This is a genomic window from Corynebacterium sp. CCUG 51687, assembly GCF_024453995.1.
In the GTDB taxonomy this organism is placed as follows: domain Bacteria; phylum Actinomycetota; class Actinomycetes; order Mycobacteriales; family Mycobacteriaceae; genus Corynebacterium; species Corynebacterium pseudogenitalium.
Map to the genome: position 1 here is coordinate 20,908 of NZ_JAGPYT010000011.1, position 24,674 is coordinate 45,581.

The window sequence follows — 24,674 nt, forward strand, 5'->3', positions numbered from 1 at the left end:
CGCCACCATTTTCGTGGTGGCGGGTTGCTTTTCGCTCGTCCTTAGCGCTTTGGGCTAGGAGACCTTTTCCTTGCTAGGGGTCTGCTCTTTCTTGCTGGAGCTTTCTCCCTTGCTGGAGCCGTCAGCACCAGCTTCGCAGGCTGCGTAAGCAAGGCCCACCGCGATGGCACCGACCGCGACCAGGATGATGGCCAGCACTGCCGGACCCGCTGCTGGGTGCAGCTGCTCTAGCTGTCGGCTGATCTGGTTCATCCACGCCGGACGCTCGATTGCGAGCTGCGGCATCGCCTGGTTGAACTGCTTGACCACGGCGTTGAACTGGTCCTCGTAGATGACCAGGCTGCCCGCCATCGCGCCGACCAGCAGGCCGAGCGGGATGAGGTACATCGCCGGGTTCGAGGCAGACGAGGTCTCCGTGATGCAGCGCCCAAGGGAGCTGCCTTCCTTCGGAACTTCCGCCTTCACCAGCTGGATACTGAGGTCCGTCGGCTGTTCTGCTTCGACCTCGAACAGCTTGGTGGTGATCTTCCCACCCTTTGCTGCCTTCTCGGTCGGGATGCCGTACTCGCCAGCGATCTTCATGACGTCCTCAGACGGGTTGGTCACGCGCAGCTTGTACTTGCCTGGCGTGACGTTGCCGTAGGCAAACTTTCCGTTACCGTCGACGGTTGCGCTCAGGGAGGTCTTGTTGTCCTCCGAGATGAGCTCAACCTTCGCCTCCGTGAGCAGGCCAGCCGGCAGGCCGCTGAGCACACCATCGATGTAGCCCTTCGGGGTCTTGCCCTCAGACACAATCACGTGTGCGTTACCCCACGAGTTCTTGTTCGGGGTAACCGTCAGGATTGACGGTGGGTCCTCCTCGTAGATGCCCTTCTCTTCCTCAATACCCGGGCTACGACGAGGCTGGTCAAGGTCGGCCTTCACCAGCGCCTTGTTGTGGTGACGGGTGCCTGGCTTCAGCGGCGGTAGCGCAGCGGTGAGGAAGACGCGCTCGCCTGGCAGCAGGGTGCGGTTCCAGTCGCTCGGCAGGTCGATTTCCATCGGCTTGCAGTCGTTGGAATCGTCTTCACTCGTGCCTTCATTCCACTCGCAGACCTCGTCCGTCAGGGTGACGTTGTACATCGGTGCGGCGCCGCGGTTCATGATCTCGTAGGTGAAGTACATGTCTTCATCCACATCGAGGGACACTGGCTTGTTCTTATCCACACCGAACCGTGCGTTGACCTTCTTCTCCACAGAGGCAGAACCAATTCTTGCCACTGCGTTATCAGGTGTCGACGCCACCATCTGTCCCTTGCTGCCCGTACCGCGGGCCGTCGCGATGTTGTTCACAACGGACATGTCCTTCTGCGGCGGAATCTTCGCGGAGGCAAACACGTGCTCGCCCGGCTCCAAGGTGCGATTCTCTGGCTTATCCCAGCCCTCAGGCCAGGTGATCTTGGCATCTCCCAGGAATGGGTCATCCAGGGTGATGTTCTTGATGATCTCGTCAGTCTCCTTGGTGATCACGAAGCCGTAGATCAGGTCCCAGTCCTCAGGGAGGATCGGGGCGCTGTCCATATCGTCGGCATCGTACCCGCGGACACGCTTGCTCAGCTTGAGCTGCTTCTCCGTCAGGTGGACGCCAGGGATTGCAACGTCCTGGCCAGGCTTGACCGGAACGTACATTGGGTCTACGTTCTGGATACCCTGCGGGGTGAACACCTCGATGGTGGAGGTACCCGGCAGCGCCTTATCGAAGACGAACTTACCATTCTTGTCGGTGGCGACCACGCTGGTATCACCACGCGGGTCGGTCGCGGTCACGATGACGCCTTCGACTGGGTTGCCGGAGCCGTCGTCAACAACACCTTCGACGTTGCTTCGCGGTGCCTTGATGCTGACAAGGCCAAGCTCGATCGCCTTGTCCTCAGTGACAGTGACCTTCTTCGGCCAGCCCTTCGGCTTTGGCCAGCCATCTGGGACGTCGAGCTCAATGGTGTACTCACCTGGCTCAAGGCGATCCGTGGTGAAGTAGCCGTCCTTGCCAATCTTCACCGCTGGAAGTGTCTCGATAGGCTTGCCGTCCTCGTCAAGGCGTGGGCTGCCGTCCTTATTCTTTGCGGTGCCCTTGATGCGAACCGTGCCGCCCTTGATTGGGTAGTTGCCGTCATCAAGGAGCCAGCCGCTGATCGTGCCTGGTGCTGCACCTGGCTTCGGGTTCGGCGTCGGCTTACGCTCAAGATAGACCCGCAGGTCGCCGTTCGTCTTGCCAGCCTCAACAACGACACGCTGGTAACGCGGCGTATTGAAGCCCTCCGGTGCCTCCACCTGGACGACGTACTCGCCCGGCTCGAGACCGGAAGCCGTGAAGATACCCGAATCGTTCGTGGTGACCTGCGTAGATCCGCCACCGAGGCGGAGGATGTTCACCTTCGCGCCAGCAATCTGCTCGACTGGCTTGCCCTCGCTCACGCCGAGCACGTTGCCCTGCAGGGTACCCGTGGTCGGGGTGTTCTCAACTGGGATCCTCTCCAGTTTGATGTCCTGGGCATAGTTGTCCAGGCCCGTCTCGATGACAACGGTGATGTCCGCGCGCTCGAGGTAGCCCTCCGGCTGCGCGATCTTCAACTGGTAGTTACCGGTTGGGATGCCGTTGCGGCGGAACGAACCGTCAGCGTTAATAGCCACCGGGTAGCGTCCAGCGTCGCCAACAAGAACCAGGCCGGTCTGCGGCAGCGGAGCATTCGTCGCCTTGTCGTAGACACCACCGATGAAGTTACCGGTTTCGGCCTCCACCTCGCTCTTCTTCAGCGTGATGGTCGGGACGACACGCTCCTTACCTGCGTCGATCTTGACCGGGATGTTGTCCACCGGTTCGTAGCCAACCGGCTGGGTCACCTTGAGGCTGTAGGAGCCTGCTGGGATGGTGGCGTCGTCAAATGTGCCGTCTTCGGCGACCTTGACGTCGATGGTGTTGCCCTTGCCGGAGGTCGGCTCGAGCGAGATACCAACGTTCGCAACCGGTTCACCGGCTTCGTCCTCAACGTTGCCCTTGATGGTGCCCTTCGTCGGCTTCGTCTCGAGGGTGATGTCAAGAGCCGTTTCCTCGGCAGGCTTCACCGTGGCGGTCAGACCGCGGACCGGCTTGAACTTCTCCGGCTGCACAACGTCAACCGTGTAATCGCCCACCGGGACCTTGGTGAAGGAGAACGTGCCGTCTTCGGCAGATTCAGATTCGATTGGCTGCTGGCCTGCTCGCTGCAGCTTGATCTTGACCTTGCCAACAGGCTCGCCGTTCTCGTCACGGACAGTGCCTGCAACGTCGCCGATCTCGGCGGTGAACTTAATCACGCCCAAGTCAGCTTCCTTGCCTGGGTAGACCGTCAGTGGTGGAACGCTTACGCGCTTGTAGTTGTCCGGGGACTTGACCTCAACATTGTACGTACCTGCTGGTAGCTCTGGCACGGCAATGTTGCCTTCGTTGTTGAATTCCAGATCGATTGGATCGCCGGACTCCGGTACCAGTCGGATCTCGGCGCCGTCGACAACCTTGTTGTTCGAGAATTCGACCTTACCCTTCATGCTGCCTGGCTTGCGCTGCAAGGAGACCTGGACAGGATCCGTACCCTGGCCAAGCACAACCTCGAAGCTTTCGCTCTCACCAGCGAGGTGGGTGTCAGTCTCCTCGACCTTCACCGTGTAGGTACCCGGCTCCATCTTGTCGAATGCAAAGCTACCGGACTTATCGGTGGTCTGGGTCTTTACTACCTCACCGTTCTGGATCAACTGTGCTTCGACGCCTTCGATGGCATTGCCGCCATCGTCAAGCACGGAGCCGTTGAGGCGCTTAAGGTCTCGGGTGACCTCGATGGTGATCTCTTTCTGATCACCTGGCAGCAGACCGTTCACGGTGAGGTTGTTACCGGTGTACTCGCTAGTCTTCGGGACCTCAAAGGTTGCGTTGCCTTCGCTGAGGCCCTCGACGACGAACTTGCCGTCCTTGTCAGTCGTGACTTCTTGCGTGCCTTCGTTCGTCACCTTGACGGTGGCGCCAGCAACTGGCTGCTTGTTTTCGTCGACGACGGTACCGATCACCGTCGCGGACTCGTTGGTCACCCTGACGAATTCTTTGTTATCAGCTGCTGTGGTGCCAGGCTTGATGGTGACGCCGGACTTCGATCCACCCTTGTGGCGATCCGTTGGCTCAACCTCAATCGTGTAAGTACCTGGGCGCAGCTCGTTGAACTCGACCTTGCCGTTCACGTCACCGGTGCCCTTGGTCTCTGCACCGTTTTCATCAATCAGCTTGATGACTGGTGACGAGATAGCACGGCTCTTCTCATCCATGACGTGGACCGTCATGGATGCATCTTTACGACGCAGCTTCACATCGCGAACGACGTTGCCCGCTGCATCGACCTTGAGCTCAATACCCTGGGCCTCGTCGTATGCTGCAGAGTCGTCAATGGTGACCTTGTAGGTACCGACTGGAACCTTATCGAAAGCGACCTTGCCGTTTGCGGTGGTCAAGTCCTTGTTGATTTGCGTCTTGTAAGCGTCAGACTGTGTGCCCTTAAGCCGCACCTTCACACCGTTTACTGGCTGCCCTGCATCGTCAGTGACGTTAATCGTGACGGTGCCCGGGTTACGGGTGACGGTGTAGTTAGCACGGCCACCTGCAGCCCACCTCACTGTGACCTTACCGTGTGTGGAACCATGAATGTCGTTTGCCTCAACCTGGACGATGTACTCACCAGCAGGCAGGTTGCCTGAGGTATACACGCCGCGCTCGCCTTCGGTCCAGGTAGTGTCGACGCCCTTGAGGGTCAGCTTAGCGCCACTGACTGGCTCACCGGCCTCATTACGGACGGTCGCGACAATTGGAGCGCGATTTTCCTTGAGGTCGAACTCAACCTTTGCAGGCTCTCCAGGCTTGACGGTGACAGACTTGGTCGTCTCGTCGAAGCGACCATCACCCGAGTTTCGGACCGTGACCTCGTACTTACCTGGCAGCAGCTTCGCGGAACCGGTATTTGCAAAGGAGAACTTACCGCTCGAGTCAACACCACCGAAGTCGATGTACGCGCCGTTCTGGCCCTTTGCTTCCACCGAGACACCACCTGAAGCAGGCTTCCCGTCGATGCGGACGGTGCCTTCAATGCGGGAGGTTGCTCGGTCGACCTTGATGTCCTCGACAGTCTTCCTCTCCGCTGCCTTGAGCGCCGAGAACTTCTGCGATGCCTCTGCGTAGGTGCCATCGCTTGCCGCAGCGACGGTTACCGAGTCAGCGCCAGCCGCGACCCTGTTAAAGGTGTAGTAGCCGTTCCAGTTCGTACGAACCGTCTCATTGCCAATTCGAACTTCGGCATTCACCACTGGCTTGCCATCGTCGTAGATGACGCGACCGTTGATCTCGCCTGGGTTCTTCTTCAGCGTGATCTCCTGGACTTGCATGCCAGTCTTGGGAGCAATCGTGACGGTTCGAGGAGCATTCTCGAACGTGTACTTGTCGCCCAGGTCGCCCTTCGGAGAAGTCAGCTTGAGATCGTAGGTGCCTGGGAACAGCACCTGCTGGACAAAGCCGTTCTTATCAGTGACGCCCTTACGTCCTTCAGCCCCGTTTGCCTTCTTATGGTTCGGGCTCAGAGTGACTTCCCACGTCACGCCTGCAACGCCGTCTTCTCCGCCGAGGAACTGGAGAAGAAGCTCCTTCGTCATAAAGTTCGGCTTCAGCGGCTCAGGAAGATCGTAGGTTTTGCCACCTTCAGTCTTATTGACCGGCACTGACCTATTCAGCTCGTAGGTGTAGTTATCAATTGCATCGACCTTGACCTGAACCGACTCCGTAGGCTTCACACCTGCAACAACGAACTGACCGCGAGAGTTTGTCTTCGCACTCTTGCCGTTTACAGAGACCGTGGCACCAGAAATTGGATTATCAAACTGGTCAAGCACCACGCCCTGGTAGGAAGCCAGCGTCTTGGACACTGTGGCGCGCACAATCTTAGTTTCGCCTGGAAGCACGAACTCATAACCGCTGCCTACGACCTTTCCGTTCCGGTCGATCAGCTGGACGGATACCTCACCTGGGTTGACAACACCGAGGTCGTATCCTGCTTGATTCTTGTATGGGTAGTCACCCCAAGTCTGATTGTTGTATTTCAGGCGAATCTTTCCGCCATCAAAGTTCTCGTTGCTTGGGACCTGGATCTCTACCTTAGCGCGGGCCTCTTTCAACGTTGGTCGGAAGTCAACTCCGTCGATCGTACGGTTACTAATATTCACCGTTCGTGAAACGGTATTGATGTAGTCACCAGAGAGCTGGAAGCGGTAGCTTCCATTGTCCAGACCCTGAATCTTGTAATCCCCAGAGTCCAGGAGAGATACCTTCCGGACCTCGCGTTTGTTTTGGTCAAACACTGTGAGGGTAAGCCCCTGCGCAGCATTGAACGAGTAACCAGACGGCAGGTAAACCCTACCGCTTACCTCCTTGCGCTGCAGGTAGAACCTGATTTCACTTGGCCGGTTCCCTGGGATATTGAACGACTGTGCTGATGTAGGGAAGTACTCATCCGAGCCGCTGTACCAAATTTGGTAGTCGCCGTAGCTTCCGGTTAGTTCAGTCGACGACCAATTCCCATGGTCAATTGAAGCTCCGTTACTCGGGCCAAGGTCGGTACGTTTGATCTGCAGGCTACCTCCCGTGTTCCACAGCGGGTAGCCATGACGATCGTGCATATGGACCAAAACGGTCCCCTTGCGCTCCTCAAGTTTGATATTGAGGTAGGACTGCTGGTCAGCACTGATTGTAACGCTACCGCTTGACGTTGAAGTCTTATCGTTCAGGCGAGCTTCCCAGCCGTACGTCCCAGCATTGAACTTCTCGCTCACAAACCAGCCGTTGCCACCAACTTGAACTGGGCGCCCATCAATCTTCAGGTCAACATCGGAGGCCGAGTAGCCATTCGGTACCTGTACAAGGCCCGCTACCCAACCTTGTTTGGGGGCTTCTGGTTTCTTTTCCTCAGCTTCACGGTGCCCAAAGCCTCCCTGAAGGCGACCTTGCTCGAAGTTTCCCAAGAGCTTTCGATCGAGATCGTTCGCAGACTCAATCCACAATGAGTGGACGTCAGACTGTGGGAGGTAACAAGGCGAAGAGGTGGTGCACTTGGAGGAGAGATCAAGCTTATAGGACTTCCCGTCAGAGGTGATCGGAAAATCAAACTCGCCTAGAGTCTCAACAACTTCAGCACCCTGCTTGATCTGGACTTTTACCTTACCGATCGGCACGATCGGCTTTTTGGACTCCAGCCAAGGAGTGATTGTAAAAATCCCGGAGATAGGGATTGGATATCGCGCCGACCCTACAGACTGTATCGCCCACGAAATTTTTCGCTGCCCCTTTTTAGTCACTTTTGCCTGCTGAATGGGCAAATCAGTGATAACAGTTGCCGACGCCGACGGCAGCGCCACCTCGGCGGCGTGGTCGCTCACCGCCGGGACGGCCATCCCACCGATAGCTAAAGAAAAAGCGGTCGCCGTAGCTATGGCCGCTTTGCGAATGCTGGAAAACAGCCCGCGTCCGGGCTTACCGTTTCCGGTCATTATGGTCTCCTGATTCGTACGTTATTGAGAGAAATTCGAAGCCTAGGAGCAAGCGCACAGACTTCTCCTAAGTAATCTGTACAAATATACGTCGTTTACCACCGTCAATTCAAGCTAAGAGCTACATATACGCAGCGCAAGAATCGCAAATCCCCTCTTCGCACCGCTCCAATTATCGACGCCCCCTCCGACCTGCGCCCTTAGTCCAAATCAATCAGGCACCCCCAACACACGCCGGGCAAACCTTGCAAAAAGCTGAGAGCAGCGGGGTCCCCCTTTTTGTTTCCCCAGTTCACTGATGGCCAATGAGGAAATGAGTGCCAAGAGACGCAATCCGAGAAAACGTGACCAATATACGCACAGGTCAGCAAAGGCCTAGATTTCAAGGGGTGCGTCTTTTGGCACCGCCTCAAAGAATAAAGCAGAAACCCCAGCCCACACGCGGTGGACTGGGGTTTTATTTGGTGCGCCCGGAGGGATTCGAACCCCCAACCTTCTGATCCGTAGTCAGATGCTCTATCCGTTGAGCCACGGGCGCGGTGTTTTGCTGCCTTGTAAGCAACGAAAGAGACTCTACACCGAAACTGCGAGTCCAGCAAAACGCCTGTTAGATGCCCAGAACCGCCTTCGCAATAAAGAAGTAGATAATCAGACCGGTGGCATCACAGAACGTAGAGATAAACGGGTTAGAGAACACGGCTGGGTCAGCGCCAATGGTCTTAGCGATGATTGGCATCACGCCGCCCACGGTTGCGGCCATCGTGCAGACCAGCAGCAGCGTCAACCCAATGACAATGCCCACTGACTGCCCGAACACCAGCCCTGCCAGCACAAACCCCAACGTACCGAGCACCGCGCCGAGCAGCATACCCACCCGCATTTCGCGCCACGCCACCTTAGCCACGTCGCGATTACGAACGTCATTGAGCGCGAGCGCGCGGGTCACGGTGGTGGCGGCCTGGTTGCCGGTGTTACCGCCGGTACCCGTCAGCAGCGGGATAAATAAGGACAACACGACGGCCTTCTCGAGCGTGTCCTCGAAAATACCGAGCACCTGCACGGTCAGGATCGCGGAGACCGCAAGCACCAGCAACCACACGATGCGGCTCTTGACCAGGGCTTGCACGGGCGTTGAGAGGTACGGGCGCTTCAGGGACTCGGACGCACCCAGGCGGGCTGTGTCCTCGCTGTCTGCTTCCTCGACGATGTCGTGGGCCTCGTCGTATGTGAATATGCCCACCAGGTGGTGCTCATTGTCGACGACCGGCAAGGCCAGCAAGTTCGACGACAGGAACCAGCGCGCGGTGTCCTCAGCCTCGTCGGAGGCGTAGGCGTACTGCGCTTCCCGCATGACCTCGGAAACGGGTTGGTTGGCGTGGGATTGGAAGAGGCGTCGTAAAGAAACGATGCCTACGAGCGTGCGGTGCGCATCCGTGACGGGGACGGTGTAGATCGTCTCCAGACTGTCGACGTTCTCGCGGAGATTATCGACGACCTCCTTGACCGTCATCTCTGGCGTGACCAGCGGCACCTCCGGCGACATGGTGCGGCCGACGGTGCCCTTCTCGTAGCCGAGGACGACGTTGGTGACGCGCTGGTCGTCCTCGTCGAGCTCGTGCATGAGGCGGGCGGCAACCTCGGGAGGAAGCTCGTCGAGGAGGGCCACGCGGTCCTCGGCGCCGAGGGCGTCGAAGAAGCCGACGACGGCTTCGTCGCCAAGTGCGGTGACCATGTCTGCCTGGTGCGCCGGGTCCAGCACGTCGAAGACGACCGCAGAGCGCTCCGGCGACAGCAGGCGCAGAATCTTCGCACCGTTTGTGAAATCGGTGCGCTCAATCATCGCGATGATGTCTTTGAGGCGGACGTGCTTCAGCTGCTCCTGAAGTTCCGACAGCTCCTCTATCTCAGGGTCGTGGTCCTCCAGCCGCCGCTCGAGCTCGTAGAGCTGCTCGGGGTCATTGATCTTCATCTCCACGTCCTTTCACCTCACCGCTTCCTGCCAAGTCAAGCATTGCAAGCGTAGCCGCACCTACCCCCGGAGGTGGAATAGCACACCTTTCGACCACCGAACTACCTGCATGTTTTGCCTATCCCTTTACGTTCCTCGCCTTGGGCGGGGGTGAGAATGTTAAGTTTTACTGGACAGAAACGATATCAATCTGTGACATACCTGTGCTACAGGTCCAGTACAGCGTTTTCGCTCTTGAGCAAAGGACAAGTTTATGGCATACAGCACGCGCACAAAGCGCATCTCCATCGCTGCCGGTGCGCTTTCTATCGCGCTGGTCGCCCCATTCGTCAGCGTTTCGACGTCCGACCTCCCCGCAGCCCACGCCCAGACAGTGGCGACGCAGGCATCCGACTTCGACACGCCCGAAGAGGTCAACTTCTGGGACGTTGATTCGAAACCGCTCAAAGACCTCGCCCTGAACCCTGGCGACAAGGTAGAGACCTACTACAACTGGAAGACGATCGGCACGTACCGCTGGAAAGTCACCGTCGACGACCTCGGCGCCCTGACCGTTGGGCGCCCGAGCGATGGCTTGGCGTTCAGCAGCAAGGTCGGAAAGACCATCGAGATCCCGATCAAGGTCACCCCGATCGCCGGGGAGCCGTACGAAGCCACGCTGAAGATCGCCGTCAAGGACGAGAAGCCAGCGGAGGAAACCACCACGCCGGAGACGACCTCGGCAGAAACCACCACGCCGGAAACCACCACGGCTGAGTCCGAGGCGCCGTCTGAGTCCTCCGAGCCGGAAGCACCAGCCGAGTCTTCCGAACCGGAAGCACCAGCAGAGTCGGAGGGGCCGTCGACAAGCGAGGAAGCCCCAGCCCCTGAGGCGCCGAAGTTTGACTTCGACAAGACCTACGAGGCCGAGAACTTCTGGAACAAAGAAACAGTGCCTGTGCCGGACGCCAAGCTCGAGCCCGGCGACAAGATCGCGTCGACCTACTGGGACAGCACCACGCGCTGGCCAGTGACCGTCGATGCGGAGGGCAACGTCACCATCGGGAAGCCGTGGAACAAGATCACCTTCAACAACGCCATCAAGGCTGGTAGCGCGGATATTCCGGTCACCATCACGCCGAAGAAAGGCGAGCCGTACTCCGGCACCCTGAAGGTCAAGCTCACCGACACCATGCCTCCCGCCAAGTGGGAAGGCGACCTGCCGGACTTCAGCAAGATCTACTCAGTCGACTTCGAGAAGCAGCGCGTGAAGCCGGTTCCGGGCCTCACCCTGCCGGAGAACGTCACGATTGAGCGCAGCGGCGCGAAGTACCCGCTCTGGTCCTTCACCAACCTCAACGGCGAAGTGCAGGTCAACGCACCTGCCACCTTCACCCCGGGCGTATTCGACCTGCCAGTCAAAATTAGCGACGGCACCTCCACCGTCGAGCGCACCATCCGCATCAATGCCACCAACCCGCAGACCACTGGTGGGGAAATCGCGAAGGGTGTCGGCGGCGTTCTCGGCCCAATCCTGGGTGGCCTGATCGGCGGCGGCACCGGCGGCATCGGCGGCGCTATCGGTAACTTGCTCGGCGGCCTGATCGGCGGCGGTGGGTCCGGCGGCTCTGGCGAGGACGGCAAGGGCGGCTCGGGCGGCGGGCTGCTCGGCAGCCTGAAGGGCGCGCTCGAGGGCATCGTCAAGGTTGAAGACGGCGCGATCCGCATCGAAAACAACGGCAACAACAACGGCCATGTCACCGTCACCGGCAACGCCAACCCGACCGTCAACATCTCCGACAACGGTTCCAACAACGGCAACCCGCAGGTCAGCGTCGTTGTCACGGATAACGCCAAGGTCCACGACAACGGCAACGTCACCATCACGGGCAACGCCAACCCGACCGTGAACATTTCCGACAACGGCAACAACAACGGCAACCCAAACGTTGTTGTGACCAACAACGCGAACCCGACGGTCAACATCACCGATAACGCGAACAACAACGCGTCCAACAACGGCAACCCGGACGTCAAGATCTCCGATAATGCCAAGGCGTCCGTTGTTGTGACCAACAACGCGAACCCGACCGTCAACGTTTCGGACAACGCGTCGAACAACGGCAACCCGAACGTTGTTGTGACCAACAACGCGAACCCGACCGTCAACGTTTCGGACAACGGCAACAACAACGGCAACCCGGACATCAAGGTCTCCGACAACGCTAAGGCGACCGTCGTGGTCACGGGGAACGCGAACCCAACCGTAAACGTTTCGAACAACGGCAACAACAACGGCAACCCAGACATCAAGGTCTCCGATAACGCGAACCCGAACGTGCAGGGCATCCCGCTCAGCTCCGGCGGCGGCTCCTCCAAGGGCGGCGGCCAGGGCGGCGAAGGCCAGGGCGCTGGCAATGGCGGCTCCTCGAACCTGAACGCGCGCGTCGGCGCCGAGGGCGGCATCTCCGACCCACGCTGCATCGCGACCCTGGTCGGCCTCGGCCTTCCGCTGCTGGCCGCAATCCCGGTTGCACTGTCGAACCAGCTCGGCATTCAGGCTGCGGGCGTCGATAAGAACTCGATTGACCGCGCACTCCGCGACACCGCCCGCTCCCTCAACGTCGACGCAAACACGCTGACTGCGGTCGGCGGCGGCCTGGTCGGCGTCATGGTGACCCTGCTGGCGATCGCCGGCCTGCGCAGCTGCATCCCGAACGTCAAGGACGTCGACATCACCGTCGGCAGCTCCGGCAACCAAGGCCAGCAGCCGACCGTCTCGGTGACCACCACCGCGCCAGTCGTCCCCACCACCCCAGCGAAGTAAGGGCGCCGGGCGCTACTCGAACACTGTCTGGTTCGAGATGCGCCCCAACCCCTCAACCTCAATCGTGACGACGTCCCCGTCGCCCACATAACGCTTCGGGTCACGCGCATGCCCAACCCCGCCCGGCGTACCAGTCAAGATGGTGTCGCCGGGATTCAGCGGGTAAATGTGCGAGATGTACTCAATCAAAAACTCCGGCGTGAACACCAGGTCAGACGTCGAATCGTTCTGCACCACCTCGCCGTTGAGGCGCGTCGTGAGCTGCCCCGCACCCGCCCACTCGTCGCGAGTGGTCAGCCACGGCCCGAACCCCGCCGACTTCTCCAGAGACTTGCCCTGGTGCCACTGCAGGGTGGAGTACTGGTAGTCGCGCATCGTGTAATCATTGGCCACCGCGTAGCCCGCGATGTAATCAGCCGCGTCCGCCTCTACTACTCGACGCGCCCTCTTCCCAATCACCACCGCCAATTCCCCCTCCCAGTCCAGGGCGCCCCTGGCCCATTCGGGAACGTTCACATCGTCGTAGGGGCCGGTGAGGGCGTCAGCAAACTTGATGAACAGCGTCGGGACTTTCGGCAGCTCACGACCCATTTCCTTGATGTGGTTCGCGTAGTTCAGACCGACACAAATGACCTTGCCCGGGCGCAGCACAACTGGCGCGAGATCCTTGTCCTGGAAGGTGAGCTGCTCCCCATCTGCCGCGGCAAGCTTCTGCCAGTTTTCTTGGGCGAGGAGCTCGCCGACATCTTGAAAGCCGAGCTTGACTGCGGTCGATTCCCCGGTGCGGCGCGCGGCGGTCGTGGTTCCGCCTGGTTGGCGAAGTGTCATCAGTTGCATAGTGCGATTCCTTTCGGTGCGTGTGTGTACGCACGACGCTACCGGCCCGCATATGCGCGCGCACCAGATTCGCCAATTCGCGCGAACGGGCTCGGCGTTTTCCCAGTTCGCTGATGGGCGGGGAGGGAATTTGGTGTCCCTCCCAGCCGATTGAGTGCCAAGGGACGCAATACGAAAAATCGGCCCGGACATATGGCCAGTTCACAAAAGGGCTAGCCAATAATGGGTGCGTGCTTTGGCACTGCACAACTAGCAGGAAAGCAACAAACCCCAGCCCACACAGTGGACTGGGGTTTGATCTGGTGCGCCCGGAGGGATTCGAACCCCCAACCTTCTGATCCGTAGTCAGATGCTCTATCCGTTGAGCCACGGGCGCGTGGCGGAGACGACAGGATTTGAACCTGCGGCCCTCCGCAAAGAGGGCAACTCCTTAGCAGGGAGCCCCATTCGGCCGCTCTGGCACGTCTCCAGACCTTCGCCCATAGTACACACACCTCGAACGGGGAACAAAACGAAGGCCCCTCACCAACCGGTGAGGGGCCTTCATGTGCGGAGACGAGGGGATTTGAACCCCTGGAGGTGTGACCCTCGCTGGTTTTCAAGACCAGTGCATTCGGCCGCTCTGCCACGTCTCCAATGTTGCGTGATTCTACAGCACCCCCTTGCTGAACGCGAAAATTCAGTACGCTGGCCCGGTATGAGCAGTATGAGCACACAGAACACGAAGACTATGCAGGCCATCGTCCAGACTGATACCTCGGACCCGCGGGCCCTCGAACTGACTACCGTTCCCCTTCCGGAGCTGAAGGAGGGTGAGGTACTGGTGAAGGTGCACGCCGCGGGTGTGAATCGCGGGGACCTGATGCAGGCGAAGGGGATGTACCCGCCGCCGAAGGGCGAGTCGGAAATTATGGGGTTGGAGTGCGCGGGCACCATCGCCGATCCGGGCACGACCGGCCGCCAGCCGGGCGAGGAAGTCGGCTGCCTGCTGGCGGGCGGCGGCTACGCCGAGTACGTGGCGGTGCCGGAGGGCCAGCTGACGCCGAAGCCAACCAACCTCACTCTCACGGAGACCGCCAGCGTTGTTGAGGCGGCTGCGACGGTGTGGTCGAACCTGGGGATGGTCGCCGGGTTGCAGTCCGGGGACAAGGTGCTCATCCACGGCGGGGCGGGCGGCATCGGCTCCTTCGCCATCCAGCTGTGCAAAGCCATGGGCTGCGAGGTCGCCGTGACGGCGGGGAGCGCCGAGAAGCTCGAGTACTGCAGGCAGCTCGGCGCGGACAGGCTCATCAATTACAAGGAGCAGCACTTCGAGGAGGAGCTCGCGGGCTGGGCGGACATCATCCTGGACGTCATCGGCGGCTCCTACCTGGAGGCCAACATCAAAGCGCTGGCGGTGGACGGCAGGCTCGTCGTCATTGGGTTGCAGGGTGGGCCGAAGGGCACGCTGAGCCTGGGCCGCATGCTCACGCGCCGCCAATCCGTCCACGCGACCACGCTGCGCGCCCGCCCGCGCCCCATGAAAGCAGCGATCGTGGCAAGCACGGTGGAGCACGTGTGGCCACTCATTGCAGCAGGCCACATCACACCGAACATCTCCCGGACCTTCCCGCTTATCGACGCCCGCTGCGCCCACTCCTACCTCAACTCCGGCGAGCACACCGGCAAGGTCGTCCTGGAGGTCGAAACCGCTTAGGCCAGGGAGGCCACGGTACGGATCAGCTGCTCGATGTCCACTTCCGTATTGAACGGACCCAGCCCGACGGCGACCGCGCCGCCCATCTCGGCGACACCCATGTCCTGCAGCAGCGGGGTGGTCGGGGCGGGCGTCGATACGATGCCGTTGGCGAACAGCCGCTGGTGCACCGTCTCTGCCGGCACGCCGTGCACACCGAAGACCAGGCGCGGGGTGTGCTCCATGCGCGAACCCTCAGCGGCCTCGCCGGACACACCCACGATGTGCACCGACGGCAACGTGCCCAGGAACGTGTGCAGGTCGTCGCGCAGGCCACGCATGTAGCGCTGCGTCAGCCCCATCGAGAACTCCAGCCGGTTGCGGCGCGTCTTGCGGCGCCCCGGCTCCTCCACCAGGCGCGCGTAGTGGTCGACGATGGCGGACACCCCGCCGGCGAGGCCCGTCGATACGTCGAGCTGCAACGCCGACATATCCAGCCTTCCGAACATCGCCTCATCCCGGAACACCAGCGCCGCCACCTGCGGCCCGCCGAGCTCCGCGACGTCAATGCCCAAAATGTCCGCGCCGAAGCTATCGAAGTCCATCAGGTAATACGGCGCGTACGCCGAGACGTCCGCGAGCACCCACGCGCGGGAACGATCCCGCACCGTATCCGCAATATCCGCCACGCGGACCACAGACCCCAGCACCTCATGCGCAGCAGGGACCGCCACCAGGCGCGTCGAGCCATCCACCAACTCGCCGAACTGCCAGGCAGGCACATCGCCAGTTGCCAAATCGGTCTGCGCCCAACGCAGCTGCGCATCCCCCGCGCAGCGCGCCAACGCGTCCGTCAACACCGGACGATCCGCATTGCACACCACCACCGACGAACGGTGCCGAAACAGCGGGCGCATCGCCAACACCAGCGCCGAATACAACACCGGAAGCGACGGCCCCAACACCACACGCTCAGGCGAAACGTTACACAGGTCGGCGATGGCGGAGCGGGCGTCGAAAAGAAAACTTTGCCCCTCGGGCACACCGACAGTCGGGCGAGCATGCGAGCCGACCCGCGGCTCCGGGCGCGCAACCGCCGTCGACATACGGAACGAACGTGCAACCGCCGCCGACACCCGCTCCGGAATCTGCGGACAATCATGCGCATTCATGTAGGTCCAGCCGTCAGAAAGGGAGGTGTACAGCCCACGCACACTAGCAACGTCATACGACTGCAACGACACCATGACCTCCTCCAGGCAACACTTCCAATCATTATGCACGCCCGAACACCGCAGCGCACCCCACCCGCAGCATGCTGCCAAAACACCGCTCAACGCACACGCAAGCTAGGGTATGAACCGTGCACAATACAAACCAGCTCCGAAACGACGTCGCCAGGATGACCTCCGAGCCACACCACGACGACGCTCCGAAATCACAGTCGAAAACACTGAAGCTGGCATTCCGCGACCTCATCCGCGGATGGGGCCAGCACGAACTCTGGCTCCAACTAGGCTGGCAGGACATCAAACAGCGCTACCGACGCTCCACCCTCGGCCCGCTCTGGATCACCATCGCCACCGGCGTGATGGCGCTCGCCCTCGGCCTCCTCTACTCCATGCTGTTCCAAATCAGCGTGCGCGAATTCCTCCCACACGTCACCGTCGGCTTCATCGTCTGGGGATTCATCTCTGGCTGCATCAAAGACGGCGCGGAAGTCTTCATCGAAAACGAAGGCCTGATCAAGCAGCTACCGTCGGCACTGTCGGTCCACGTGTACCGGCTCGTATGGCGCCAACTCCTCTTCCTGGCCCACAACCTGGTCATCTGGGTCATCCTCGTGCTCGCGTTCCGCATTCACCTCGGATGGCAAGTCCTCCTCGCCATCCCGGCGATGGCACTCCTCGTGGTCAACGGCGTGTGGGTGACCATGCTCTTCGGCATCATCGCCACCCGATTCCGCGACGTCGCCCCACTTCTGGAAGCGCTCGTGCAGCTGCTGTTCTACGTCACCCCGATCGTCTGGACCACCCACACGCTCAAGGAGCAAGGCGGCGACGTCGCTAAGCGAGCCATGCTCGCCGAAATCAACCCCCTCTACCACTACCTCGAGATCGTGCGCGCCCCCATGATCGGCCAAGAACTCGCCGGCTACCACTGGATCATCGTCGGCGTCTGCACCATCATCGGCCTGCTGCTCGCCCTGCTCGCCATGCGCCAAATGCGCTTCCGCGTGCCGTACTGGGTCTAAGGAGAAGAAGTCACACATGGTTTCCATCGACACCTACAACGCCTGCGTCGACTTCCCAATTTTCGACGCCAAATCCCGCTCACTCAAAAAGGCAGTCATGTCCTCCGCCGGTGGCAAGATCGGCAAAAATGCTTCCAACACCGTGGTCGTCGAAGCACTCAAAGACATCAACCTCCACCTGCGCGAAGGCGACCGCGTGGGCCTGGTCGGCCACAACGGCGCCGGCAAATCCACGTTGCTACGCTTGCTCTCCGGCATCTACGAACCCACCCGCGGCGTCGCCGACGTCCGCGGCCGCGTCGCCCCCGTCTTCGACCTCGGCGTCGGCATGGACCCCGAAATCTCCGGCTACGAAAACATCATCATCCGCGGCCTCTTCCTCGGCCAGACCCGCAAACAGATGAAAGCCAAGATGGACGAAATCGCCGAATTCTCCGAACTCGGCGACTACCTCTCCATGCCCCTGCGCACCTACTCCACCGGCATGCGCGTTCGCCTAGCCCTGGGCGTGGTCACCTCCATCGAACCCGAAATCCTGCTCCTCGACGAAGGCATCGGCGCCGTCGACTCCGCCTTCATGGCCAAAGCCCGCGTCCGGTTGGCCGAACTCGTCGAGCGCTCCGGCATCCTCGTCTTCGCCTCCCACTCCAACGACTTTTTAGCGCAGTTGTGCAACACCGCCCTGTGGGTGGACAAAGGCGAAATCAGGAAAGCCGGCCTGGTCTCCGAGGTCGTGGGCGCCTACGAAGGGCCCGAAGCCGGCCAGTACGTCGACGACCTGGTCACGCGGTTCCAGGCGGAGTAGGCGCCGGGCTGGTTCGGCCCGGTTTCGGCCAGTTTTCGCTGGCCGGAGCTCCTCTGAAACCCAAATGGGAGTAACAGGATTGTAGTAATCCCCTTTTCGCAATCATTTTCGAGGATTACTACAATCCACCTACTACACTTTGCAGTTTCTGCCGGTTTTCGAACGACCGTTTGGCGGCCTGCCCTCCCGTTTCCCCTCCAAGGTTAAAACCGAGCGGTGCAGGTCGCGCATTTTCACCCAGCCCGGCCGATTTCTGGCGACCAGCGTCGCACTCCTTGTACACCTCGACCGGAACGAAAAACCGCGCAAAACCCACGCGAAAACCACCCAACGCCAGCCCGAAAACCACGGGCTCCCCGACGCACCACCACCCCGCCCCGCCGATGGTGCACAATATGAGGCATGACTGGAACTGGAACGGCACACCTGAAAAGTAGTGGTTCGACGGCGGCGGTGATTGTGACGCATAAGCGTGTCGAGATGCTGCGGCATTCCCTGGAACAGGTGGTGAACCAGACGCACCCGGTGCAGTGGGTGATCGTGGTGGATAACGGCTCTGAGCAGGCTGTTCAGGAACTGCTGCAGGAGTTGGCTGGGGATCGGGCGGTGTATTTGCCGTCGAAGACGAACTTGGGTGGTGCTGGCGGTTTCGCGTATGGCTTTTTGACGGCGCTGGCGTTGGGGGCGGACGCGATTTGGTGCGCGGACGACGATGGCCGCCCGGCGGACCACGGCGTGTTGGAGGAGCTGTATCGCGTGGCGGAGCAGCACCGGCTGCATGAGGTGAGCCCGGTCGTGGCGAATATTGGGGATCCGGCGAAGTTGGCGTTTCCCCTGCGCCAGGGCTTGGAGTGGAAGCGGACGACGGCCGAGTTGGAGGGGTCGTTCTTGCCGGATTATGCGTCCTTATTTAATGGGGCGTTGATCTCGGCGGAGGCGATGGAGCGGATTGGTGTGCCGGATTATCGCCTGTTCATTCGGGGTGATGAGGTGGAGTATCACCGGCGTTTGTCGCAGTCGGGGCTGCGGTATGGCACGGCGCTGACCACGAAGTATTTGCACCCGGATGGGTCGGGCGAGTTCCACCCGATTATGGGTGGCAGGGCGCATGCGCAGTGGCCGGATAATGAATCGAAGCGGTATTTCACGTATAGGAATCGCGGCTACATCATTAATCAGCAGGGGATGAAGAAAATGAAGCTGCAGGAAGTGGTGCGCTTCGGGTGGTTCTTCCTGGTGGAGCGGAAGGATCCGAAGGGCTTCCTGCAGTGGCTGCGTCTGCTGCGGATGGGGGCGCGGGAGGACTTTAGGCGTCCTTAAAGATGACTTTGCTTTGGAGGACGAAGTTGGTCACGGTGGCAACGCCTTGGGCGATGACGAAGGACACGGCGTTCTTCCACGAATCTTGCAAGCCTAGCGACGACAACGGCTCGTCCGTCACCCTCCACAGCAACATCTGCACCGCGAAGGTGGTGGCGTAGAGGATGAACACGGCGCTGGCTTTTTTGGCGTCGATTTTGGCGTTGAAGGCGAACTTGGAGTTCAGCACGTAGGCGGAGATGGTCCCGAAGACCCAGCCCACGGCCTTGGCAAGATCGCGTTGGACGTCGAGGGCTTGGTCGAGGGTGTTGGTGATGCCGAAGTCGATGACGGCGCAGCCGATGCCGATGATGAGGAATGGCAGCACCTGCTGCTTCATTGCGCTCACAGTTGTTTCGCCCCGAGGTATGCGAGGGCTGCGACGGTGCCGATCGCCACGTTGGGCTTTGCGACGCCCCTCCGGCCCAGCCAGCCTGCCAGTTTCTTTTGCGCCTGTACCCCGGCGGCGAAGGCGCCGACGGCGGCCACGGCGATGCCGCCGATGGTGAACCAGGTGGTGGCGATGGATTCGGCTTCGCCCTGTTCGGATTCGAGGACGGCGGTGAGGTCGTTGCGGGGGTCCTCGTCGAAGGCGTTGAAGGCGGCGATGGTCGCGAGGTTGGCGGCGCCGAGGAGGGTCCAGGCCAGCGCTTTGCGCGTGGTGAAGTCGGGGACGGAGGCGGCGGCGAGGATGTAGGCGGCTTGGATGCACTGGCCGCCGAAGGTGTCGTCGAGGGCGTTGTAGTCGATGGTGGGCTCGTCGACAAGTGATTGAATCGTGTCAGTCATGGTGTCCAATGCTACTAGTAGGGTGAAAAGCATGACTAAGCATGAGGAGATTCATGAGGCGGCGCAGCGCGTCGAGGTGCCGCTGTCCGATTACATGGTGAGGCTGTTCGCGGAGGAGCTGCCGTTTGTGGATTCGATGTCGCGTGGGCGCATCTATGAGCTGCTGCGGGAGCACAAGGCTGCGGGGAAGCCGGAAATTACGTCGCAGGAGGAGCTTCCTGCAGAAATCAGGGAGCTTATGGACCTTTAGTATGATGTTTTTATAGGTTTTTCAACTTACATCATTTAGACTCGAACCGAATGTCTTCGCACTTCGGCGAAGCAACGACGACAAGAAGAAGCGAAAGAGATGGAACTACACACCAATCTTAAGTCACTCTACGGCTGGGGCCGCACTGCTCCGTCGACTGCGCATGTGCTGTCCACGCCTGACGTGGAGGTCATCAAGCAAGCCGTCGCACAGGTCGCGCAGGATAACGAGAGCCTGCCTGAGCACGCTCGGCGCGGCGTCATCGCCCGTGGTCTGGGCCGCTCCTACGGCGACCCGGCACAGAACGGTGGCGGCCTGGTCATCGACATCAACGAGCTGAACAAGATCCACTCGATTGATCCGGAGACCGGCATCGTCGACGTGGACTCGGGCGTCAACTTGGACCAGCTGATGAAGGCGGCCCTGCCGTACGGCCTGTGGGTTCCGGTCCTGCCGGGCACCCGCCAGGTCACCATCGGTGGCGCGATCGGTCCGGACATCCACGGTAAGAACCACCACTCCGCTGGTTCCTTCGGCGACCACGTGGTCTCCATGGAGCTGCTGGTGGCGGACGGCCGCGTCCTGCACCTCGAGCCGGAAGGCAGCGCGGACGACCCGGACGGCACGCTGTTCTGGGCGACGGTCGGCGGCATGGGCCTGACCGGCATCATCCTGCGCGCACGCATCCAGATGACCAAGACGGAGACCGCGTACTTCCTGTCTGACACGGAGCGCACCAGCACCCTGGATGAGACGATCGCACTGCACTCGGACGGCTCCGAGGTCAACTACACCTACTCCTCCGCGTGGTTCGACGCCATCTCCGCGCCGCCGAAGACGGGCCGCTCCACCATCTCTCGTGGCTCGCTGGCGACGCTGGCGCAGTTGGAGGAGTACGCGCCGAAGCTGGCGAAGGATCCGCTGCGTTTCAAGGCGCCTCAGCTGATGACGGTGCCGGACATCTTCCCGTCGTGGACCATGAACAAGCTGACGCTGTCCGCCATCGGCGAGGCCTATTACATGATGGGCGCCCCGAGCAAGAACGACATCAAGAACCTGACGCAGTTCTACCAGCCGCTCGACCTGATTGGTGAGTGGAACCGCGGCTACGGCAGCGCGGGCTTCCTGCAGTACCAGTTCGTGGTGCCGACGACCGCTGTGGAGCCGTTCAAGGACATCATCTACCAGATCCAGTCCTCCGGCCACTACACGGCGCTGAACGTGTTCAAGCTGTTCGGCGAGGGCAACCGCGCGCCGCTGTCCTACCCGATGAAGGGCTGGAACGTCTGCGTGGACTTCCCGATCCGCCCGGGCCTCAACGAGTTCCTGGACCGCCTGGATGACCAGGTGATGGAGTTCGGTGGCCGTCTCTACCTGGCGAAGGAGTCCCGTACGTCGGCGGAGAAGTTCCACAAGATGTACCCAGGTCTGGAGGGCTGGCTGAAGACCCGCCGCGAGATCGACCCGACCGGCGTCTTCGCTTCCGACATGTCCCGCCGCCTCGAGCTGAACTAGCTGAATGAACTGAAGGAGATTTTTCACATGTTGAATGCAGTAGGCCAAGCGCAAAACATTCTGCTCGTGGGTGGCACCTCGGACATCGGCCTCGCCATCGTGCGCGAGTTCGTCACCCGCGGCGGCAATCCGAATGTCACCCTCGCGGCTCGCAAGAGCTCCCCGCGTATCGACGCCGCCGTTGCTGAGGTCACCAACGCAGGTGCAGGCTCCGTTGAGGTCCTGGACTTCGACGCGACCGATTTCGCGTCCCACCCGGACGTGATCAAGCAGGCGTTCTCCGGTGGCGATGTTGACGTCGCCGTGGTTGCCTTCGGCACCCTGGGTGACCAGGAGCAGCTGTGGCAGGACCAGGCGGCAGCCGTGGAGTCGGCGCAGGTGAACTACACCGCGTTCGTGTCCGTCGGCGTGCTGTTGGGCCAGGAGATGAAGCGCCAGGGCCACGGCACCATCATCGCGATGAGCTCCGTTGCGGGCCAGCGCGTGCGTCGCTCCAACTTTGTGTACGGCGCGTCGAAGTCCGGCATGGATGCCTTCTACCTCCAGTTGGGTGAGGCGCTGCGTGAGTCCGGCGTGAAGGTGACTGTGGTCCGCCCGGGCCAGGTGCGTACCAAGATGACGGATGGGTTGGAGGAGGCTCCGCTGACCGTCGATAAGGAAGAGGTAGCGCAGGCTGCCGTTGAGTCGGCGCTGAAGGGCGAGCCAAGCGTGTTTGTGCACAAGCTGTTCGGCCCGATTTCTTTGGTGCTGCAGCACATCCCAGCGGCGATTATGCGCAAGCTCAACTTCTAATTCCCGGCGGGGAACGTGGTGGATGCGCTGCGATGTGCCAAACTGAGTGCATGACAGATACATCCATCCAACCCACGCTGGAGTTCAAGACCGTCGACTACGAGCCTGACGCTGTGTCATGGACGTCGGCGGTCTTGCGCATGCTTGCGGCCGGTGCCAGCGCGGCGGTGGTGACGTTGGCGGTGTGGTACGTGCTGCACTCCACGTCGCTGCCTGCGTTTAATACCTCGATGGTGACGCGCGCTCTATCCACGGGCGGCTCTTTCGTTGTGATTCTGTGCGCGGCGTTGGCGTGCTGGGCGTGGGTGCGGAAGCGCCTGTCGCGGCCGGTGCGCGTGCTGTGCCAGGCTGTCTGCGGGCTGGCCCCGGCTGGTCTGGTGATTACGGCGCTGGGGATCCCGCTGGCGTCGACACGCCTGTGGCTGGACGGCATCCAGGTGGATCAGGGGTTCCGCACCCAGTTCTTGAGCCGGATGACCGAGGTGGCCACCAACCAGGACATGAACTACCTGGACCTGCCTACCTTCTACCCGATTGGGTGGTTCTGGCTCGGCGGGCGCCTCGCGCACCTGCTGGGCATGGAAGGCTGGGAGGTATACCAGCCGTGGGCGCTGGTATCGCTGGCTGCTGCGGCGTGCGCGCTGGTACCGATTTGGCGGAAGCTGTGCGGCTCCCTGCCGGTATCCACGCTGATCGCGCTCGTATCGACGGGCATCGTGCTCACCGAGACGCCTGACGAGCCCTACGCGGCGATCGTCGCCCTCTTCGCCCCCGCGGCCGCTGTCACCGCGTACAAGGCGCTGACGGGCTCCTGGCAAGCCACGGTGGTGCTGGCGCTCTACCTGGGCGTTTCCGCCATGTTCTACACCCTGTTTACTGCGATCGCCGCGCTGACCGTTGTGGTGATCGCGGTGCTGTTGTGGTTCCGCCGCAAGTTCGCGCGCGGCCCCGTCGTGCACCTTTTGGCTTCCGGGGTGGGTGCGCTGTGCATAGCGGCGATTGGTTGGGCTCCGTACCTGTACGAGTCGGCCTTCGGCGGTTTCGACGTGCGCCACACCGCGAACCACTTCCTGCCCGCCCAGGGCACGGTGATCCCGCTGCCGTTCTTCTCCCTGTCCATCATCGGCGTGCTGTCGGTGTTGGGCCTGATCTTCATGGTTGGGCGCCTGCATGTGCCTGAGGTGGCGTCGTTAGCTGTGATGGTGGTGGTCTGCTACACCTGGGTGATCGTCTCGATGTTTGCGTCGCTGCTGGGCACGTCCCTGCTGGGCTTCCGCATCGAGGTGCTGCTGATGTTGCTGTTTTCCACCGTGGGTATCTTCGCGGTGGCGGACTTGCGCACTGCTGGCGTCGATTATTACTACCCGGGCCACTTCAAGGAGCGCACGCAGCGCGTGATCACCGCGGTGCTCATCATCGTGGTGGCTGCGGGCACGCTCTCGTTCGTGCAGCGCATCCCGGCAGTCAACGAGGCACACATTGACCAGGCGTACTCGGATACGGACGGCTTCGGCGAGCGCGCCGACCGCTTCCCGCCGGACCCGGGCCGCTACTACGGCGAGATCGACGAGTTCATCCAGTCGCACGGCTACACCCCTGGGGAGACCGTGGTGTACACGGATGAGATCAACTTCATGGCATTCAAGCCCTACCACGGCTTCAACGCGTTCACCAGCCATTACGCTAACCCGCTTGGGGAGTTCCACCTGCGCAACGAGGCACTTTCGCAGTGGGCGAAGCTCTCCTTCGACGCCCCCGAGGAGCTCGACGCCGCCATGCAGGACACGAAGTGGACAGCGCCGCAGGCATTCATTTTCCGCGGAACCATGAGCGATGACCTGCGCGAGGACGCCACCGAGAACCGGGATACGGCGTGGAAGACGCACATCGGCCACAACATCTTCCCGAGCGAGCCGAACGTGCGCTACGAAGGCCTGTTCTTTAACCCGAAGGCGTTCCCCCGCGAGACGTGGGACGCGAAGCAGATTGGTCCGTTTGTCGTGGTGGTTCGCAATGCCGCCACGCCTGAGAAGTAG

At 61.1% G+C, this 24,674-nt stretch carries 15 protein-coding genes and 4 tRNA genes; 9 read left to right on the forward strand and 10 right to left on the reverse strand.

The features are described 5' to 3' along the window. Positions 1–54: 54 nt before the first annotated feature. From KBX13_RS09545 to mgtE, 3 genes are all read right to left on the reverse strand, one after another. On the reverse strand, positions 55–7,587 hold the full coding sequence (locus KBX13_RS09545; RefSeq protein ID WP_256021946.1) for a carboxypeptidase regulatory-like domain-containing protein: 7,533 nt from the start codon (positions 7,585–7,587) through the stop codon (positions 55–57). 462 nt (positions 7,588–8,049) lie between these two features. Beyond that, positions 8,050–8,125: transfer RNA gene (locus KBX13_RS09550), tRNA-Arg, on the reverse strand. A gap of 69 nt (positions 8,126–8,194) precedes the next feature. Continuing rightward, positions 8,195–9,556, reverse strand: coding sequence for a magnesium transporter (gene mgtE / locus KBX13_RS09555; RefSeq protein WP_256021948.1), 1,362 nt, complete (start codon positions 9,554–9,556; stop codon positions 8,195–8,197). Between the two features lie 253 nt (positions 9,557–9,809). Between mgtE and KBX13_RS09560 the strand changes: the two genes are divergently transcribed. Then, positions 9,810–12,362 (forward strand): hypothetical protein, encoded by a 2,553-nt coding sequence (locus tag KBX13_RS09560; RefSeq protein ID WP_256021949.1) that lies wholly within the window; start codon positions 9,810–9,812, stop codon positions 12,360–12,362. Positions 12,363–12,374: 12 nt separating this feature from the next. Here the strand turns inward: KBX13_RS09560 and KBX13_RS09565 are convergent, their stop codons facing one another. The 4 genes from KBX13_RS09565 to KBX13_RS09580 form a co-directional block, all read right to left on the reverse strand. Next, positions 12,375–13,199, reverse strand: a complete 825-nt coding sequence (locus tag KBX13_RS09565; RefSeq protein ID WP_256021951.1) for a fumarylacetoacetate hydrolase family protein — start codon at positions 13,197–13,199, stop codon at positions 12,375–12,377. A gap of 300 nt (positions 13,200–13,499) precedes the next feature. Further along, positions 13,500–13,575 (reverse strand) — tRNA-Arg (locus KBX13_RS09570). Between the two features lies 1 nt (position 13,576). Next, positions 13,577–13,668: transfer RNA gene (locus tag KBX13_RS09575), tRNA-Ser, on the reverse strand. Positions 13,669–13,749: 81 nt separating this feature from the next. Then, positions 13,750–13,834 (reverse strand) — tRNA-Ser (locus KBX13_RS09580). Between the two features lie 62 nt (positions 13,835–13,896). Here KBX13_RS09580 and KBX13_RS09585 point away from each other — a divergent pair. Next, positions 13,897–14,895 carry an NAD(P)H-quinone oxidoreductase gene (locus KBX13_RS09585; protein ID WP_256021953.1) on the forward strand — a complete coding sequence of 333 codons (999 nt, stop codon included), beginning with the start codon at positions 13,897–13,899 and terminating at the stop codon, positions 14,893–14,895. On the opposite strand, the gene KBX13_RS09590 is transcribed toward KBX13_RS09585, so the two are convergent. Continuing rightward, positions 14,892–16,121 (reverse strand): aminotransferase class V-fold PLP-dependent enzyme, encoded by a 1,230-nt coding sequence (locus tag KBX13_RS09590; protein ID WP_256021993.1) that lies wholly within the window; start codon positions 16,119–16,121, stop codon positions 14,892–14,894. The two genes, KBX13_RS09585 and KBX13_RS09590, sit on opposite strands and share 4 nt — an antisense overlap. A 116-nt stretch (positions 16,122–16,237) precedes the next feature. On the opposite strand from KBX13_RS09590, the gene KBX13_RS09595 reads away from it, so the two are divergent. From KBX13_RS09595 to KBX13_RS09605, 3 genes are all read left to right on the forward strand, one after another. After that, positions 16,238–17,128, forward strand: coding sequence for an ABC transporter permease (locus tag KBX13_RS09595; RefSeq protein WP_256021954.1), 891 nt, complete (start codon positions 16,238–16,240; stop codon positions 17,126–17,128). Between the two features lie 16 nt (positions 17,129–17,144). Further along, positions 17,145–17,933, forward strand: coding sequence for an ABC transporter ATP-binding protein (locus KBX13_RS09600; RefSeq protein WP_070363296.1), 789 nt, complete (start codon positions 17,145–17,147; stop codon positions 17,931–17,933). A gap of 402 nt (positions 17,934–18,335) precedes the next feature. Beyond that, positions 18,336–19,253 carry a glycosyltransferase gene (locus KBX13_RS09605; protein ID WP_256021956.1) on the forward strand — a complete coding sequence of 306 codons (918 nt, stop codon included), beginning with the start codon at positions 18,336–18,338 and terminating at the stop codon, positions 19,251–19,253. Here KBX13_RS09605 and KBX13_RS09610 read toward each other — a convergent pair. Together KBX13_RS09610 and KBX13_RS09615 are read right to left on the reverse strand one after the other, a co-directional pair. Then, on the reverse strand, positions 19,240–19,632 hold the full coding sequence (locus KBX13_RS09610) for a GtrA family protein (RefSeq protein WP_070363298.1): 393 nt from the start codon (positions 19,630–19,632) through the stop codon (positions 19,240–19,242). The two genes, KBX13_RS09605 and KBX13_RS09610, sit on opposite strands and share 14 nt — an antisense overlap. A gap of 5 nt (positions 19,633–19,637) precedes the next feature. After that, entirely contained in the window at positions 19,638–20,081 is a 444-nt protein-coding gene (locus KBX13_RS09615; RefSeq protein ID WP_070363624.1) for a hypothetical protein, read from the reverse strand. A gap of 31 nt (positions 20,082–20,112) precedes the next feature. On the opposite strand from KBX13_RS09615, the gene KBX13_RS09620 reads away from it, so the two are divergent. The 4 genes from KBX13_RS09620 (at position 20,113) to KBX13_RS09635 (ending at position 24,674) form a co-directional block, all read left to right on the forward strand. Beyond that, complete coding sequence (locus tag KBX13_RS09620) at positions 20,113–20,331, forward strand: hypothetical protein (RefSeq protein WP_070363299.1); 219 nt, start codon at positions 20,113–20,115, stop codon at positions 20,329–20,331. 99 nt (positions 20,332–20,430) lie between these two features. Next, on the forward strand, positions 20,431–21,846 hold the full coding sequence (locus tag KBX13_RS09625; protein WP_070477238.1) for an FAD-binding oxidoreductase: 1,416 nt from the start codon (positions 20,431–20,433) through the stop codon (positions 21,844–21,846). A gap of 27 nt (positions 21,847–21,873) precedes the next feature. Continuing rightward, positions 21,874–22,638 carry a decaprenylphospho-beta-D-erythro-pentofuranosid-2-ulose 2-reductase gene (locus KBX13_RS09630; protein ID WP_256021958.1) on the forward strand — a complete coding sequence of 255 codons (765 nt, stop codon included), beginning with the start codon at positions 21,874–21,876 and terminating at the stop codon, positions 22,636–22,638. Between the two features lie 50 nt (positions 22,639–22,688). Then, positions 22,689–24,674, forward strand: coding sequence for a galactan 5-O-arabinofuranosyltransferase (locus KBX13_RS09635; RefSeq protein ID WP_256021959.1), 1,986 nt, complete (start codon positions 22,689–22,691; stop codon positions 24,672–24,674).